Origin of the sequence: Methylophaga sp. UBA3613 (assembly GCF_002375415.1) — a bacterium.
In the GTDB taxonomy this organism is placed as follows: domain Bacteria; phylum Pseudomonadota; class Gammaproteobacteria; order Nitrosococcales; family Methylophagaceae; genus Methylophaga.
Genome location: NZ_DFLS01000006.1, coordinates 150,439 through 168,297 on the forward strand (window position 1 = coordinate 150,439; position 17,859 = coordinate 168,297).

Below are 17,859 nucleotides of genomic sequence, written 5' to 3' on the forward strand. Positions count from 1 at the left end.
GCGGGGTGCCTGAACGTTCCGAGATTACACCCATACTGTCCCCTGCCCGCTATTTACCTAACTGGTAGCTGCTTTTGCTACGGCAGGATGTCTGATGTCTTATATTGTTAAATATCGCTTGTGTTTTCACCGACCCATTTTTCTATTTGCCCTGTTGTTTTCTCTGATAACTTCAAGTGCGTATGCCAGTGAGCATCATGTAATGGTTATTGTGTCAGATCGCTCTGCCCCGACTTTGGTCTCTGGAGCACATCAATTATTACAACAACAGCCTGATGCAGACATTCAAATCCGCACGGTCAGTCAGCTTAATGCTTTGACTGATGCTGACTTACAGCAATTAATTGATAACAGTGCAAGCATATTAGTGGTTGGTGTATTTGGCGATCCTGTGGAACGATTACTCGTTCGGCAATATAACAATGATCAAAAACGCTATGTTTTACATAGTGACCAGCGGCTTATCGAATTAAATAGCGATCCGGTTACACAATCTATTCCTAATCATATCTTGAGTGATAAAGCCTCATTAAGCACAACAACTCTGTTAGAGGCCAAACAGGTTCAATATCCCGAGTATGCTAACTGGTTACAGGCTCGTGCTTACTGGGTTAACCGTTCGACAGAGAATTCACGCAGTCTGCTGGACATGTTGCTCACAGAAGGCAGTAAAAAAGCCGAATTACAACCTGTTGGGGCTTTACGCTTTGCTTTGCATAAAGACGATAAAACTCAATGGTTAAGCCCAACTGAACTAGCCAAACAACTTGATACAACAAATCCTGTTGTCTGGTTGGTCGATCATGATACCGGCGATTTAACAGGTGAATGGAAACTGCATCAGCAGTATTGTCAGGCGCTGAACAGTCAATGTGTTTCCGTATTGGCCGCCTGGGGCGAACCCAGTGTTGAGGCTATTGAGACGATCAAAAAGGTGATGAACAAATCTTTGCCAAACACACCATGGGGAATCGTTTCTTTTCAGGACTTTGTGATTGGTGGTGGTGATGGTCGTGAGCAGGTTGAACAATTATTTACTGAGCTTAATGTTCCGGTTTTAAAAGGTATTCGTCTTAATAAATTAAGTGAGGCGGATTATGCCTTATCTTCACAGGGTATTCCTCGCGATTCGATTCATTATCGGATTGCCATGCCGGAGTTGCAAGGTGTCAGTCAGCCACAGATTCTGGCATTGACCGAGCCTGCAAAGATGGACCCACAAACCGGGGCCCAGCTGACGCAAAGTCTACCAATTAAAGAACATATAAACCGTCAGGCACTGCGCATGCAAGGCTGGCTGGCTCTACAACAAAAAGACAATGCCGATAAGCGTGTCGCCATTGTGTATTACAACCATCCCCCCGGTAGACATAATATCGGTGCTGATAATCTGAATGTGCCTGAAAGTCTGCTGGAAATATTGAATAGCCTGAAAAATGCAGGTTATCAGACTGGTGAGCTGCCAAAAGATGCGGAATCTTTGCTGGATATGCTGCAACTTAAAGGGGTGAATTTACCTGAAGACGCACAAGCATTATCAGCGATGTCCAAGGTCGCCAACACCATGACAGCGGATGAATATCAACGCTGGTTCAAACAGTTACCGGCAACTGTTCAGGCTGAAATGATTGATGGTCCTTTGGCAGCATTACAGCAGCGGATGCGTGATGCTATTGAGCAGGCACTGGCATTGGACAGTGTGACAACTCGCCAATCTCAACTCAATTTGCTAACGGCATTTATGCAGCAAACATCCACGGATCTGCATCATGCACTGGATGGTTTACGTCATCCCGGCCGCAGTCGAGCATTGGATTTATTAAATCAGCTGGAACAGGATTATCAGCAGATCATCGATGCAGCTGCTCAAGGCCATCAGCCCGACTGGCAGCATAGCGAATCCTTACATGATGCATTATTGGAAATGCAGATTGAAGGTATTCGCGGTTGGGGTGAAGTACCCGGCAAAGTGATGGTCTGGGATAATCGATTACTGATTCCCGGCGTGCAATTTGGCAATGTGTTTATCGGCCCGCAACCACCGCGTGGTTGGGAGATTCACGAAGAACTGTTGCATGCCAATATGTCTTTCCCTCCGCCACATCAATATCTGGCGTTTTATCACTATATTCAGTCGCAATTTAACGCTGATGCTATGGTGCATGTTGGTCGACATTCAACCTATGAGTTTTTACCCAAACGCAGTGTAGGTCTGGGTGAAGATGATTACCCCGCTATTATTGCCGGTGAGGTTCCGGGTCTTTATCCATATATAGTCGATGGCGTCGGTGAAGGCATACAGGCCAAACGCCGTGGACAGGCAGTTATCATCGATCATTTGACTCCCCCGCTCGCCGTCACTGAACTTTATGACGATCTGCTACAACTACGTCAGTTGATTGAAAGCGCCGAAGCTGCTTCAGATAAAGCCACACGGGATCGGGCTATTCGCAGCCTGCGTGAACAAATCGAAACTATGGGTCTGCGTAATGAATTGATCGCCAGCATGGATGAAGAGCTGCAAGTGCGTGGTGCCGGTTTCGATGAAATTGATGATGATTTTCTACTGCATGAAGTCGGTCATTATCTGACAAATTTTCAAGAGACCTTTATGCCACTGGGTCTGCATGTATTTGGCCGGGATTGGTCCGCGGATGGACTCGATACCATGATGAACTCAATTCTGGACAACACCGATTCCAGCGAGGCTCAACGTCAAGCTATCTATCAAAAATTGCAAATGTCTCCAGCGGCTGAGATTGAAGCGCTTTTGAATGGTTTGAATGGTCGTTTTATCTCTCCGGGGAAAGGCAATGATCCCATTCGCACGCCGGATGCTCTGCCCACTGGCCGTAATTTTTATGCGTTGGATGGCAGCCTGCTGCCAACCCGTGTGGGTTTTGATATCGGTCAACAACTGGCCGCACCGGTCTTGGCCGGCGAAAAGGGCAATATTGAAGGTCATGAAGTAGGCGATCGCAATAAACAAGGGGTGATTTTATGGGCCTCTGATTCAGTGCGGGATGAAGGTGCCATGATTGCGTTTGGTATGAAGCTGCTGGGTGTCCGCCCGATATGGAATAGCCGTGGCATTATCAAAGGTCTCGAACGTCTGCCATTAAATGAGGAACAACCACAGCGGCTGGATGTGTTGTTTACCACTTCAGGTTTATTCCGGGATTTATATGGCGAACATCTGGTATTGCTGGATAAAGCCAGCTTATTGGCCTTGGATGCCAGTCGGGATCTGATTATCCGTGATTATCCTGCTTTGGCTGTCGCCCTTAACGCTGCTTTGGAAGCTTTAGGTGAATGGCAACAAGGCGGCGATGAAGCGTTGGATAAAAACTTGGTGGCCGCCAATTGGGTAAATGAGGCCATACAACGGCTGGCCCAACAACCGGATATCGATCCGGCACAATTAGGTCGTGAAACAAGCCTTCGTGTATTTGGTATTGCCCCGGGGGCTTATGGTGCTGGCATTAATCGTCTGGTTGAACGTTCAGCTGCCTGGGAAGATCGCAGTGAACTGGCTGACGTATTTATCAAACGTATGGCACATGCTTATGGCAGTGGTTTGCAGGGTGAATCGCAACCGGACTTGTTCAAACAGCAACTTGCCGGAGTGTCACAAACCTTTTTGGGTCGTGCCAGTAATCTGTATGGCCTGATGGATAACAATGATGCATTTGATTATCTGGGTGGTTTTAATCTGGCGGTGGAAACAGTTAGTGGTCAGCAACCAGGCAGCGCGGTGATTAATCACAGTAACAACGATAATCTGCGAATCGATGACTTGCCACAAGTCCTGCTGGGAGAGCTGCGTGCCCGTTATCTGAATCCACAATGGATTAAGCCGTTAATGAATGAAGGTTATGCCGGTGCGCGCACCATGGGCAGTGAATTTATCGAATATCTTTGGGGGTGGCAGGTGACCAGTCCGGAAATCATTACTGACCATGTGTGGGAAGAGGTAAAAGCCGTTTATGTTGATGACAGCCTGCAATTAGGATTGGATGAGTTTTTAAGTGATAGTCATCAACAACATGTGCAAACCAATATCCTGGCAGTGATGCTGGTCGCCATAGATAAAGAATTCTGGGATGCTGATTTGAATACTCAAAAACAATTGGCCGAGCAGTTTGCTGCCAATATTATTGAAAAAGGCATTCCCGGAAGTGGTCATACCCATGCGAATCATCCAATGTATGATTTTGTGAAATCACATCTCGATGCGGATCAGGCTAAAGCTTTGGAAGCCGTATTGGCACGAAGCCGAATACAGACTTCAGAAACAGCCTCCCCTCCAACTCATATACAGGAATTACAATTGAATCAGCAGGATAGCCAGCAAATCGAGAATAGCAATCAAGCTGCTGAGGACACTACAGAAACCAGCTCCACCGATAGCAAAATGCTTTGGCTGTGGACGTTGCTGGCATTATCAGTAATCGTTGCCGCAGGATTATGGCGCGGTCGTAAAGGAGCTATGTAATGTATCCACATTTTTCACTGGAATTAATGCACCAGCTGACCGGACTGTTATTAACCCCGGTCGTCTGGGCGTTATTGTTTTTTGTCGGTTTGGCCGTATATGAAACCGGTATTGCCATTGGCGAGCGCTTCTGGGGAATCGCCCGTTTATCACAGCATTCTGATAGCCAAGCATTGATTGCTCTGGGCAAACGCCGAATTGAACGGGCCGATTTTATTACCAGACTGGCACCCATGCTCGGGTTGATGGGCACCTTGATTCCCTTGGGCCCAGGCCTCGCCGCATTAGGCGAAGGACAACTAAAAATTCTGACTACGGCGATGACAGTGGCGTTTGATACCACGGTTATTGGCTTATTGGCTGGCATGATCGGCTTTGTCATTGGTCGGATGCGTCGGCGTTGGTATGACGCTGCTTTAACTGAATTGGAACAGCAAAATGGATAAATGGCGTCGCAGTTCATTTCTCGATACCGATGAAGATCCGTTAGGTCCATTGGCCAATTTGATTGATATTGTGCTGGTATTTGCCTGTGGGTTAATCGCTGCACTGGTCGCGTTCAGTTCGGACTTACAGGATCATTTTGAAGTACAGCCGCAGGAAATCACTCTCGGTAAGGAACTGCCAACAATGCCAGATACTATGCAGCAGCAGGTGCAGGATGGTAGTGGTTACGAAGCTGTTGGTCAGGTATATCGAGATCCACAAACCGGTAAGCTGATTTTAATTGATGACTAATTTTTTCATTAAAAGATTTTCGCTCAGCCCGCGAATCCAAAAGTAATTTCAGGTAGAATCACCGCTTCTACTGAACTCCTGTTTTATTGGATTTTAAAATGGCTCAATACGTATATAGCATGAACCGCGTTGGCAAAATCGTGCCGCCAAAACGCGAAATTTTAAAAGATATTTCCCTGTCATTTTTCCCTGGTGCCAAAATCGGTGTATTAGGTTTAAATGGCTCTGGTAAGTCTACCCTGCTCCGCATCATGGCCGGTGAGGATAAAGATTATATTGGCGAAGCCAGACCGATGCCGAATATGAAGGTCGGGTATCTGCCTCAGGAGCCTGAGCTGGATGACAGCAAAACCGTTCGGGAAATCGTTGAAGAATCAGTCTCAGATGTCAAAGCCGCTTTGGATGAACTGGATGCGATTTATGCAGCTTATGCCGAACCGGATGCCGACTTTGATGCACTCGCTAAAAAACAGGGTGAACTGGAAAATCTGATCACCGCCAAAGATGGTCATAATCTGGACAATGCTCTGGAACGTGCAGCAGATGCGTTACGCCTGCCGCCCTGGGATGCCAAAGTAGCGGTGTTATCCGGTGGCGAGCGTCGTCGTGTTGCATTATGCCGGTTATTACTCGATCACCCGGACATGTTATTGCTTGATGAGCCGACTAACCATCTTGATGCTGAATCGATTGCCTGGATTGAACGCTTCCTGCAGGAATACCCCGGTACCGTAGTTGCCATTACCCATGATCGCTATTTCCTGGATAATGCCGCGGGCTGGATACTTGAGCTTGATCGTGGTCGTGGTATTCCTTATGAAGGCAATTACTCTTCATGGCTGGAACAGAAAGATCAACGTCTGGCACAGGAATCGAAACAGGAAGCCTCACACAATAAAGCCATTCAAGCTGAGCTTGAGTGGGTACGCCAGGGAGCCAAAGGTCGTCAGGCAAAATCAAAAGCGCGCTTGAAACAGTTTGAAGAAATGAATTCAAAAGAATTTCAAAAACGTAATGAAACCCAGGAAATCTATATTCCACCTGGCCCGCGTTTAGGTGACAAAGTGATTGAACTGCATAACGTCACTAAATCCTACGGCGACAAACTGTTATTCGAAGATCTCAGTCTGACGATTCCCCCCGGTGCAATTGTCGGCATCATCGGCCCTAACGGTGCCGGTAAATCTACCTTGTTCCGCATGATTACCGGTGAAGAAAAACCCGATTCCGGTGAAATCGAAATCGGCAGTACCGTGCAGCTGGCTTATGTAAACCAGGCACGTGAACTGGATGGCAAGAAAACGGTATTTGAAGAAATAGCTGATGGTGCCGATATGATTACTGTCGGAAATTATCAGACCCCTTCTCGTGCCTATTGTGGACGGTTTAATTTTAAGGGCTCAGATCAGCAGAAATATGTGAAGGATCTCTCCGGTGGTGAGCGTAACCGCCTGCATATGGCCAAACTGCTTAAAGAAGGTGGCAACGTTTTATTACTCGACGAACCGACCAACGACCTGGACGTGGAAACATTACGTGCATTGGAAGAAGCCATATTGGCCTTCCCGGGTTCAGCAGTAGTCATTTCGCATGATCGCTGGTTCCTGGATCGTGTCTGTACCCATATGATTGCCTATGAAGGCGATTCCAGCGTGGTGTTTTTTGAAGGTAACTATAGTGAATATGCCGAAGATTACCTCAAGCGTTATGGCAAAGATCATCAGCCGGAACGTATCAAATACCGCCGAATGAATTAGGTTTTGAAATATCCGCAGATTACGCAGATTTTCGCAGATTAATAAAAAAATGAAATTTGTAGGTCGGGTTAGCGTAGCGTAACCCGAGACAAATTAAATATTTCGTTTAACAAAAATCTGCGTCAATCAGCGAAATCTGCGGATAGATTTCTTTTAAACCTCTGTGTCTCTGTGTTTTATGTCAATCTTTCAAAGGCTTATGCATCATTTCCGGTGTGCGTTCGGCGCCGAGGATACCGACACGGATTAGAAAGTCGCCAAAATGCTCGTCTTTCTCACGTTCAGCAGCAAACTGTTCAATCATTGGTTTTAGCGTATTCAGGATGGTGGCTTCGTCCACATTTTCAAGATACAGACGATTTAGTCGCTGACCACTGAAATCAGCCCCCAGATTCAGGTTATAGCGTCCGATCGCTTTACCGGTTAACGCAATTTCACCCAGATAAGGTCTGGCACAGCCATTCGGACAGCCGGTGATGCGGATATTAATCAGCTCTTCCGGCAGGCCCACATCACTCATTATTTGTTCCAGCTTACTGAGAAACGTGGGTAAATATCGTTCTGATTCAGCCATCGCCAAAGCACAAGTAGGCAATGCTACACAGGCCATCGCATTTAAACGCAAGGCCGGACGGCGTTCACCGATATCCAGTTGGTACTGCTCAACCAATGCTTCAATAACCGGTTTTTGTTCAGGGCTGATATTGGCAATAATCAGGTTCTGATTACAGGTCATGCGAAATTCGCCGGTATGGATTTTGGCGATTTCACGCAATGCTGTGCGCAATTGAAGCGTTTCAGTATCTTTAACCCGCCCACTGTAAATATATAAGGTCAGATGCCATTGACCATCTTCACCCTGGATCCAGCCAAATCGATCACCATTGCGTAATAACTCAAAGGTTCTGGCAGCCGTCATCGCCTCACCATGGTATTCGGTAAATTTTTCGTTAAACCAGTCAATACCATGATCATCAATGGTGTATTTAAAACGAGCATGCGCCCGGACACTGCGATCACCAAAGTCACGTTGAATGGCAGCAATGGTTTCGCAGGCTTTGACAATCTGGTCTTTTGGCACAAAACCGGCCATGGTGGCTAACCGCGGAAAAGTTGCGGTCTCACCATAGGTCATACCCATACCGCCGCCGACGGCAACATTGAATCCAACTAATTCGTTGTTTTCAATAATGGCAATTAGCGCAATATCATTGGCCAGTACATCACTGTCGTTTTCAGGTGGAATGGCGATACCGATTTTAAATTTACGTGGTAAATAGCGATCCCCATAAAACGGTTCTTCAGATTTACCCGGTTGATAGACACATTTTTCGCCCAGCCAGATCTCGGCATAGGCACCCGACTGCCAGCACAAATGATCACTTATAGCTTGTGAAATCTGATGAACTTCGGCATGCACCGAAGACTGATGCGGATTGACATTTGTCACCACATTTCGATTCACATCACCGCATGCGCCTTTTGTATCCAACCCTAATGCATTGACTTGCTGCATTAATGAACGCAGATCTTTTTTCAAAACCTCGTGATATTGAAACGTCTGCCGGGTAGTAATACGTAACGTGCCATTGGCGCAATCATCAGCTATCGCATCGAGTCCGAGCCATTGCTGTGGAGTCACCACTCCACCGGCAATACGCAGTCGAACCATAAATGAATATAACGGTTCCAGCTTTTGACGACGGCGTTCATCACGCAGATCGCGATGATCCTGCATATAGCTGCCATGGAATTTGGTCAGTTTGTTGTCATCTTCCGAGATCGCACCGGTAACGGCATCTTCAAGCCCTTCGGCAATGGTGCCACGCAGGTAACGACTGTCGAGTTTGAGTTGTTCGGCTTCAGGTAATTTTGTATTCATTAGTACACATCACGTTGGTAGCGTTTATCACGCGTCAGCTGACGCAGATATTCAGTGGCATCTTCGCGGCTTTTATTGCCTTGCTGACTGATAATATCAATCAGGGCTTCATTAACATCCGGTGCCATATTGTCCGCATCACCACATACATATAGATAGGCTCCTTCCTGCAACCAGTTCCATATTTCAATGGATTTTTCACGAATACGGTGCTGTACGTAGATTTTCTCGGTCTGATCACGAGAAAATGCCACATCCAGATGGGTTAATAATCCAGATTTACGCCAGGCCAGCCACTCGGTCTGATAGAGAAAATCAGTCAGGAAATGCTGATCACCAAAGAACAGCCAGTTACGTCCCCGAGCTCCTCGCTCTTCACGCTCCTGCATAAAGCTTCTGAATGGGGCCACGCCGGTGCCAGGACCAATCATAATAATTGGCGCATCGTCATCGGCAGGCAATTTGAAGTTTTTATTGGGATCGATGTACACCGGAATAGTGGCATCTTCGGCCAAGCGATCGGCTAACCAGGTTGAGGCTACACCGCCCCGTTCACGGTTATGGGCGTTATACCGAACCGTTGCCACGGTGATATGTACTTCTTCATCAACTGCGGCCTGACTGGATGCAATCGAATACAATCGTGGCGGCAATTTACGCAGCAACTTGATAAAACCGTTGGCATCTATATCGGCTAATGGATAGCTTTGAACTAAATCCAGAACATCACGGCCTCGGATCCATTCAGTGACAGCAGCTTTGCTTTCCATCAGCTTATTCAGTTCATCGGATTGCGCCAATTCAGCCCATTTTTCGACCAATGGGCGGGTCAGCACGGTAATTTCACGATGATGCATCAATGCATTGGTTAAAGTTTCGGTTTGTTCTTCAAGCTCTACTGGAGTATCAGCATCGAATCCCAGCGCATCAATCAGCATGGAGACCAAAACGGGATCATTCTGTGGATATACACCTAATGCATCACCCGGCTGGTAGTGCAATCCCGAACCTTCAAGTGAAATTTCAATATGCCGCACTTCCTTGCTGGAACCGCGACCACTGAGGATCTGGTTTTCCAGCAAAGGTGCAGAAAATGGATGTTTGCGATCATATTGAACGGAGGTTTCAAGCTGACTCATTGCAGCAGAGGCTGACGGTGGTGCGGCACTGGCCTGCATGGAGCTGGTCAGTGACTCAACAAATTCAGCGATCCATTTTTCCGCCAAATCATCATAATCCACATCACAATCAACTCGAGGAATTACTGTGGTTGCACCAAGTTTTTGCAGACGTTCATCAAAGTCTTTGCCGGTCTGGCAGAAATATTCATAGCTGGAATCACCCAGTGACAGCACACTGTATTTCAAACCCTTTAAACCAGGTGCTTTACGGCTTCCCAGAAACTCATATAAATCCATTGCGTTATCAGGCGGCTCACCCTCACCATGTGTCGAAGTTAAGACTGCCAGATATTGCTCGTTCTTCAGTTCTCGTGGTTTGTATTCCGCCATATCCCATAATTTGACTTCAATACCACTGGATTTTGCTTTCTCAGCTAGTTGGCCGGCAACCGTTTCGGTATTACCGGTTTGTGAACCATAAAGCACGGTCAGTTTGATCGTTTGGTCCGGCAGAGAAGGTGCAGCTTCCGTAGCAGCTGTTCCACCCTGAGCCGCACGATAACCTGACAAATAGCCTGACAGCCAATCTACCTGCCAGCCTTCCAGGCCTTGCAGTAAATTATTAAGCTGTTGCAATTGTTCATCGGTTAATGGAGCGTTGGGCAACCTGATATTCATGTTGTTGGCTTATCTCTTAAAAGTTGAGCTTTGAGTCTGCACAAAATAACAAAAACTATATATAAATAGAAACTATATGTTTGGATTTCCATATAATTAAAATAAATATACTTCGATTCTAACAATCATTATGTTAGAAGAATTAATGCAAAATATTGTGAATGTTTTGGTGTGAAGCAGTAAAAATTAATGAACTACCTTTAATATTGGTCCATCGCTTTATATTTCAACCGCTTTAAGCTGTGTTGAACTTTCAGAGACGGCTATGAAAGATCAACAAGCCCTAGTGACTTTTATGCTCGTATAGATCGGTATCTGCGTACATATATAGAGATTGCAAATCGATGTTGTCCATCGAGCGACTGGAAGCCGTACCAACAGTATATTCTACATTTAGATGTGGGCTGACATTAGCATTATAGTTTTTTACTGCGTCAGCCAGTTGTTCCAGTTTGTTTTCTGATTGCTCACATACACTCAAAACGACAAACTCGTCATCGACCAGTCGAGATATTAACTCTGTATCGGTAAAGATTTCTGTCAATATTCGGGAAAAATGAATAAGGGCTTCATCACCTGCAGAAATCCCGTGAGCATGGGAGATGCGCTTGTAATTATTCACATCAAAGTAATACATGGTAATACTGGCTTGGTACGGTACAAAAATATTCAGTAATTTTTGTGCTCTGCGTTCGAAAGCCTCACGATTCAGTAAGCCGGTCAACTTATCTTCATCTAACAGTGGGTTATAGTCGATTTCTTCTTCGACCATTTCGGTCAGTTGTTTTAATAATTGTTTATCTTTATCTGTAAAAGTTCTGGGAATAGAGTGTTTTAAACATAAAGCCCCCAACTTCTCCCCCGATCTTGCCCGAATTGGACAACCAGCATAAAACCTTATGTGGGGTGCTGACGTAACCATGATGTTTTCTGCATAGTGTTTATCATTCAGCGTATCGGAAATAACAAAAATATCTTCCTGAGCAATCGTCTGATTACAAAATGCCACTGAACGTTCGGTTTGCCGTTGACTGAATCCCTGTGACGATTTTATCCATTGTCGATCTTCGTCTATCAGCGAAATCAGGCTAATCTCCACATCAAATAAACGTGTACAAAGTTTGGTTAACCGGTCATAGCGATGTTCCGGTTCACTATCCAGAAGTCCCAGACCATGTAGGCGTTTTAGCCTTTGTAAATCAATATGTTCTGACGTGTTTTTCGACCAGTCAATAAAAGCCTCAGGTAACATGGGACGACCAATAAAATATCCTTGAGCCTGATCACAGCCCATTTTACGTAGCAGCTCCAGTGCAGCATTATCTTCAATTCCTTCTGCAGCCACCTGCATGTTCAGACTGTGGGCAAGTTCAATAATCGCCTTAATAACCAGTCTTGATTCGCGTGAATCCGCAGAAGTCATGACAAAGGTTTTATCCACTTTGACTTCTGAAAACGGCATACGAACCAAGGCCAACATCGACGAAAAACCGGTCCCAAAATCATCTATGGATAAACGAAATCCTCGCAGTCGCAGTCTGGTCAGAATATCCAGAGATATCACAGGGTCATCCATTGCGGCTGTTTCCGTCAACTCCAGGATCAGTTGATCCGGTTTGATATTATGGGCTTCACAAAGCATTTCAATTTGTTTGAATAGCTCGAGGTTACTGAGTGATGCCGCAGAAATATTGACCGAAAGCAATAAGCCCCTGTTCTGGACTTTTAGCGACGGATCGGCTTCCTGAAGCTGATTTAGAAAAGGTAATGCCTGTTCAAATACCTGTAAGGTTAATTTGTCGATAAGATCATTCTGTTCGGCTAAGGGAATAAATTTTTCCGGTGAAATGAAGCCCTTTTCTGCGTGCTGCCAGCGTGCAAGCGCTTCAAGGCCAGTTAGCGTGCCACTGACACAGGATACTTTTGGTTGATATACCAGATAAATGTCATGCGCGTTAATCGCTTGTTCCAGCTCATTGACGGTAAGGGTATTGGTCTGGTTTTCAGCGCGGAGTTGCTGACCAAAGGTGTTGTCAGCTGTGTTGATGGATTCAGCGTTAATCAAATCCCGGAAAGCTTTGGGATTAAAGGGCTTGGGAAGAATCCCCAGAACATTAAGACCATGCGCACCGGCCGAACGTGCTGCAGCATGTAATAGTTGCTGCCCGGCGCCACTTGTGATGATTAACTGGGCATCGATTTGCATACGGCCCAATTCGCCAAGTACTTCCACCCCATCCATATCCGGCATAATCAAATCAATAATCAGATATTGTGGGCTCCAGTCATTGATGATCTCCAGAAAACTTTGAAAGTCAGAGGTTATTTTGGCTGACAGACCGATAAATTCAGCGACATTAGCAATTGCTCTTGCAGTGAGATTGTTGTCATCCAGAATGAGTACTTTTAATTCGGTCATCGCCCCAGATTACTCTTGGTTATCCAATAAAAATAAACTCTGTAGACACTTTGACATTTATGACTCGTTCTGCAAAGACTTTCGGATTTTCGTGGTGAGTTCATCTCGACTATATGGTTTACTCAGTAACATGACTCCAGGGTCCAACCGACCATGATGGACGATAGAGTTTTCGGTATATCCTGAAGTGAACAAAACTTTTAATTGTGGTCGGATTCGCTGCGCCTTATCAGACAGCTCTCTTCCACTCATACCACCTGGCATCACCACATCGGTGAATAATAAGTCAAAATCTGCATCACTTTGAATGATTTCCATTGCTTCGCTTCCATTTGATGCACTTATTACCTTATATCCCATAAACTCTAATTGCGAAATAACATAATTGCGAACCAATTCATCATCTTCAACAACAAGTATGCTTTCATTGCCGATTTGCGGTTGATTATGCAGTACAGAAGCGTTTTCTGCCGTCGCAACCTCCTCAGGTGAGCGGGGTAAATAAAGTCTGATGGTCGTTCCCTGACCGACTTCCGAATAAACGTTTATGTGACCATAACTCTGTCGGGCAAATCCATAGACCATCGCCAAACCAAGACCAGTACCCTTATCTTTGCTTTTTGTGGTGTAGAACGGTTCAAACACTTTATCCAGATTCTCTGGAGCAATACCTACCCCGGTATCTGACACCCCAATGATGACATAATCACCCGGGGTAACATCGTGTTGTGAACCATAGTCTTCGGAGAGTGAAACATTGAGGGTTTCAATTAATAACCTGCCACCTGATGGCATCGCATCACGCGCATTGATGGCCAGATTCAACAGCGCATTTTCCAATTGTCCCGGATCTACCTGCGCCAACCAGAGATCTGGTTCCAACGCCAGCTCAAGCTGAATCGCCTCGCCAATTGATCGGCTTAGTAACCCCTGAAAATTATTTAATAATTGATTGGCATCAATATGTTTTGGATCCAGTGCCTGCTTTCTGGAAAAGGCCAGCAAACTGCGAATTAATTCTGCTCCGCGGTCTGCTGCCTCCTGGATCATTTCAGACAGGCCACGTAGTTTGGAATCGCTGGCAAGTGACTCAGTAATAATTTCGGCATTGCCGACAATGACTGTCAACAAATTATTAAAGTCATGAGCGACGCCACCGGTTAACTGGCCAACGGCTTCCAATCGTTGGGATTGCCGTAATTTTTCTTCTATTTCAAGACGATCGGTTATATCCGTAATACCGCCAACCATTCGGATTGCTTCGTTAGCGCTATTGTAAATAACATAACCCCGGTCAATAACATCTGCATAGTCCCCATCCTGACGTTGAAACTTATAGTTCTCTGACCAGCTCTGCTGTTGGGTTTCAATTGCTCGCTTAAGGTTGTTTAGGACTCGATTACGCTCATCAGGATGAATGCGTTTTTCCCAGCCTTTAATAGAAGGTTTTTTTGATTGGGTATCAATGCCAAACAAGGTTGCAAAACTATCGCTCCACCAAAGTTCGTTTGTCAGGAGATCCCAGTCCCAGATCGCATCGTTGGTTGCTTTGGATAATAATTGAAAGCGTTGCTCACTCTCCCTAATATTGGCGTCTGCTTCTTTTTGCAGCGTAATATCGGTCATGTAGCCTTCAATCGCTACTATGTTGCCATCTTTATCTCTTACACCGCTACCTTGCTCCCAAAACCAGCGGATACCACTATCTTTATGAATTATTCGATACTCGACCTGAAACGGCTGGTTTTGCTCAATTGCTTTTATTGTTTCAACATACATCTTCTCGCGATCATCTGGATGGATAAGGCTGGCAAATTCAATCCTCTGGTTGCCGATAACATCTTCAGCGTTATAGCCGGTTAAACGTTCGAATGCTTCGCTTACATAGAGCATAGTCCATTGCTCATCAGATAGACTACGATAAGCAACTCCCGGCAGATTACGCAGTAACTGCATTAATGATCGTTCGGCCTCAGAACGCTGAGCCTCGGCAAGCTTGGTATTGGTAATATTTTCGGTGATGGCAATAAGATGCAACGGATTGCCACTGTCATCACGTTGCAAGGTGATACTTAATCTTGCCCAGACCGTTTCGCCGGTTTTATGGATGTAGCGTTTTTCCAGAATACGGCTATCAAGGATACCAAGCAGAATATCGCTGATTTCCTGCTGGTTCTGTTCTTTATCATCAGGATGGGTAAGCTGATGAAAATCCAGTTGCGTCAGTTCTTCAGCTGAATACCCCAGCATTTCACAATAAGCTTGATTGCATTCCAGAAAACGGCCGTCTGTTGAGGCAATGGCCACACCGGTAGCCGCATCCTGAAATGCTTGACGAAACCGGCTTTCGCTACGACGAATTCGTTCTTCATTGCGGTGCTTGGCAATGGCAATAGAAATAATTTTTGATATACGCTCGATAGTATCAAGCTGCTCGGGTTCCGGGGTTTTTACCGTGTTGTGATAAATGGCAAAAGTCGCGATAACGTTAAGTTTTTCATCAAATATAGGATGAGACCAGCAAGCCCTTAAATCATAAGCCAATGCAAAGTTGCGATAATTTTCCCACAGAGGATCATTTTCAATATCACATACAATGACTGGCCTTTTAAGAAATGCTGCTGTTCCACATGAGCCCGCAAGCGGGCCTATAGGCTCGCCATGAATGGCATCGTTATAACTGACCGGTAAATTGGGTGCAGAACCATGCAGCAGGCGTTTACCCTCTTCATCAATCAGTAAAATGGAAGCGATGGTATTGGGCAGAATTTCTTCGATCCCCAGTACAATTTGCTCCATAATCTGTTGTAAATCCAGAGAGGAAGCCACGGCTTCAACCATGCTGGATTCCAGTTTTTGTATCATCTCCAGGCGTTTACGTTCAGTGATATCGATAATCATGCCTAAACGACGAACTTCCTGACCACTGGCATTAAATACTGATTTGCCACATTCAAATAACCAGCGAATGCTTGCGTCGTCTTTACGGGTAATTCGATATTCAGCCTCTACTATACCGCTGTTATTGGGTTTTGCCCGTGCTGATTCCAGAGTTTTTATATCTTCTGGCAGAATAAATTGCTGAAAACTCTCTATTGTTCCATCAAATTCTTCAAGCGTTATGCCAAAGAGTTCAGCCGTCTGTTCAGACCAGGTTACTTTGTCATTGAGCAAGTTGATTTCCCAACTTCCCATATGACCTATACGTTGACTTTCATCCATCAAACGTAACATATGATCTATATGACCCATATGTTGACGAATATCTGTCAAATCCAGCACTGTGCCAAATAATTCATTTTTATCAGGCTGCCAGGTGGCACGTTGTCGGATAAACCTTAATTCATTATCAGCCGTTAATATCCGGTGACACACATCAAGACTGTCCTGCTGTTCAATCGCACGATTGAAAGCCCGTGTAACGTCAGCTTTATCATCCGGATGTACCTGCTGTAAGTGACCTCCCAGTGTGGGAGAAAACTCTTCTAATGATTTTGCAAATATTTCAAATGTCTGTTCCCCCCACCACAAATTTGATGTTTCAGGGGTATAGACCCAGTGACCTATAAGCGTTGGAGAAGCACCGAGGTCTGTAGCCATCCATTGTTGTACCGGACCTGGAAGAATTTCGCTGGATAAGATAACCAGCAATTTGTTGTCATCATCATCCAAAACTAATGTTGCTGGGTAGCGCTGAGCCTCGCTTCTACCAATAAGGGTTAATGGGGAATGAAATGGAGATCGTGGATTGAATGTATTTCTATCTAGTTCTTCAGCAAAAAATGCTTCAAATGGCAAGCCAATAATATCGTTTTCATCAGAAGCTTCGATTAACCGCAAAGCCTCTGAGTTTGCGGTTAACAGTAAGTTCTCGCGAAAAATAAAGACAGCTTGGTTGTGCTGGTTCATTAGCACGGTTAACAGATAATCATGAGCCCCAGAGTTATTACTCAATTTTTCACCCACTTCTAATAGTTAAGGCCAACTCTGTTTACCAAGATATACCAGAGTTGGCCTGACCGGCTAGTGAAATATTAAATTTTGAACTGACTGATTTGTGTTTCCAGTCCATTCGCCAGTCTGGCCAATTCCTGACTGGTTAACGTGGTTTGATTGGTACTTTCAGCATTTTCCTCAGCCACTTGAGCGATACTGACAATATTTCGGTTTATCTCTTCAGCAACGGCTGACTGTTCCTCTGCCGCACTGGCAATATGGGTATTCATATCACGAATCGAGGCCACTGATTCGGCTATAACATCCAAAGATTGGCCCGCTTTCTCTGCTTTTTCAACACTACGGTTAGCCTGCTCAAGCTCTTCATCCATTACCTGAACCGATTTTTCGGCTTCTTTTTGCAGTCGTTCGATTATTTTTTTAATTTCTTCTGTTGAGTCGTGGCTACGTTTAGCGAGTGTTCTGACTTCATCGGCCACCACAGCAAAACCTCTACCTGACTCACCCGCTCTGGCGGCTTCAATCGCGGCATTTAAAGCCAATAAATTGGTTTGTTCGGCAATCCCTTGAATGACAGTAAGTACGCTACCAATATTTTCGCTTTCTTTTTGTAAATCCTTGATCGATACTGCCCCCATTTCCACCTGTTTCGCCAGTTGCTTGATTCCGTCAATTGCATCCATCACCACTTGTTTTCCGGCTTTGGTTTCGTTATCTGCTGTACGCGAAGCATCAGCAGCCTGCGAAGCATAACGTGCTACTTCCTGAACTGTGGCCGCCATTTCATTCATTGCGGTGGCAACCTGTTCACT

General features: G+C 45.3%; 9 protein-coding genes. 4 read left to right on the forward strand and 5 right to left on the reverse strand.

Features of this window, described 5'->3' with window-relative positions:
- Positions 1-94: 94 nt before the first annotated feature.
- The 4 genes from B3S93_RS06980 (at position 95) to ettA (ending at position 6,990) form a co-directional block, all read left to right on the forward strand.
- The gene (locus tag B3S93_RS06980) at positions 95-4,495 is read left to right on the forward strand and encodes a cobaltochelatase subunit CobN (RefSeq protein ID WP_292398968.1); all 4,401 of its coding nucleotides are present in this window, start codon (positions 95-97) and stop codon (positions 4,493-4,495) included.
- A complete protein-coding gene (locus B3S93_RS06985; protein ID WP_292398971.1) occupies positions 4,495-4,941 on the forward strand; it encodes a MotA/TolQ/ExbB proton channel family protein in 447 nt (148 codons plus the stop codon). The genes B3S93_RS06980 and B3S93_RS06985 overlap by 1 nt, the downstream gene beginning before the upstream one ends.
- Positions 4,934-5,233, forward strand: a complete 300-nt coding sequence (locus B3S93_RS06990) for a DUF2149 domain-containing protein (protein WP_292357156.1) — start codon at positions 4,934-4,936, stop codon at positions 5,231-5,233. Before B3S93_RS06985 ends, B3S93_RS06990 begins: the two co-directional genes overlap by 8 nt.
- Positions 5,234-5,331: 98 nt before the next feature.
- On the forward strand, positions 5,332-6,990 hold the full coding sequence (gene ettA / locus B3S93_RS06995) for an energy-dependent translational throttle protein EttA (RefSeq protein WP_292357158.1): 1,659 nt from the start codon (positions 5,332-5,334) through the stop codon (positions 6,988-6,990).
- Positions 6,991-7,171: 181 nt separating this feature from the next.
- On the opposite strand, the gene B3S93_RS07000 is transcribed toward ettA, so the two are convergent.
- The 5 genes from B3S93_RS07000 to B3S93_RS07020 form a co-directional block, all read right to left on the reverse strand.
- Positions 7,172-8,872, reverse strand: a complete 1,701-nt coding sequence (locus B3S93_RS07000; RefSeq protein WP_292398973.1) for an NADPH-dependent assimilatory sulfite reductase hemoprotein subunit — start codon at positions 8,870-8,872, stop codon at positions 7,172-7,174.
- Complete coding sequence (locus B3S93_RS07005) at positions 8,872-10,671, reverse strand: assimilatory sulfite reductase (NADPH) flavoprotein subunit (RefSeq protein WP_292748579.1); 1,800 nt, start codon at positions 10,669-10,671, stop codon at positions 8,872-8,874. Before B3S93_RS07005 ends, B3S93_RS07000 begins: the two co-directional genes overlap by 1 nt.
- Before the next feature lie 283 nt (positions 10,672-10,954).
- A complete protein-coding gene (locus tag B3S93_RS07010) occupies positions 10,955-13,090 on the reverse strand; it encodes an EAL domain-containing protein (protein WP_292357163.1) in 2,136 nt (711 codons plus the stop codon).
- Between the two features lie 57 nt (positions 13,091-13,147).
- Complete coding sequence (locus B3S93_RS07015) at positions 13,148-17,044, reverse strand: PAS domain-containing protein (RefSeq protein ID WP_292748581.1); 3,897 nt, start codon at positions 17,042-17,044, stop codon at positions 13,148-13,150.
- Between the two features lie 80 nt (positions 17,045-17,124).
- A complete protein-coding gene (locus B3S93_RS07020) occupies positions 17,125-17,838 on the reverse strand; it encodes a methyl-accepting chemotaxis protein (RefSeq protein ID WP_292748584.1) in 714 nt (237 codons plus the stop codon).
- Positions 17,839-17,859: the final 21 nt, after the last annotated feature.

Bases quoted from the DNA above. Each gene is read 5' to 3' on its own strand.
- B3S93_RS06980 (WP_292398968.1), top strand. From the start codon at position 95: ATGTCTTATATTGTTAAATATCGCTTGTGTTTTCACCGACCCATTTTT.
- B3S93_RS06985 (WP_292398971.1), top strand. From the start codon at position 4,495: ATGTATCCACATTTTTCACTGGAATTAATGCACCAGCTGACCGGACTG.
- B3S93_RS06990 (WP_292357156.1), top strand. From the start codon at position 4,934: ATGGATAAATGGCGTCGCAGTTCATTTCTCGATACCGATGAAGATCCG.
- ettA (WP_292357158.1), top strand. From the start codon at position 5,332: ATGGCTCAATACGTATATAGCATGAACCGCGTTGGCAAAATCGTGCCG.
- B3S93_RS07000 (WP_292398973.1), bottom strand. From the start codon at position 8,872: ATGAATACAAAATTACCTGAAGCCGAACAACTCAAACTCGACAGTCGT.
- B3S93_RS07005 (WP_292748579.1), bottom strand. From the start codon at position 10,671: ATGAATATCAGGTTGCCCAACGCTCCATTAACCGATGAACAATTGCAA.
- B3S93_RS07010 (WP_292357163.1), bottom strand. From the start codon at position 13,090: ATGACCGAATTAAAAGTACTCATTCTGGATGACAACAATCTCACTGCA.
- B3S93_RS07020 (WP_292748584.1), bottom strand. From the start codon at position 17,838: ATGAATGAAATGGCGGCCACAGTTCAGGAAGTAGCACGTTATGCTTCG.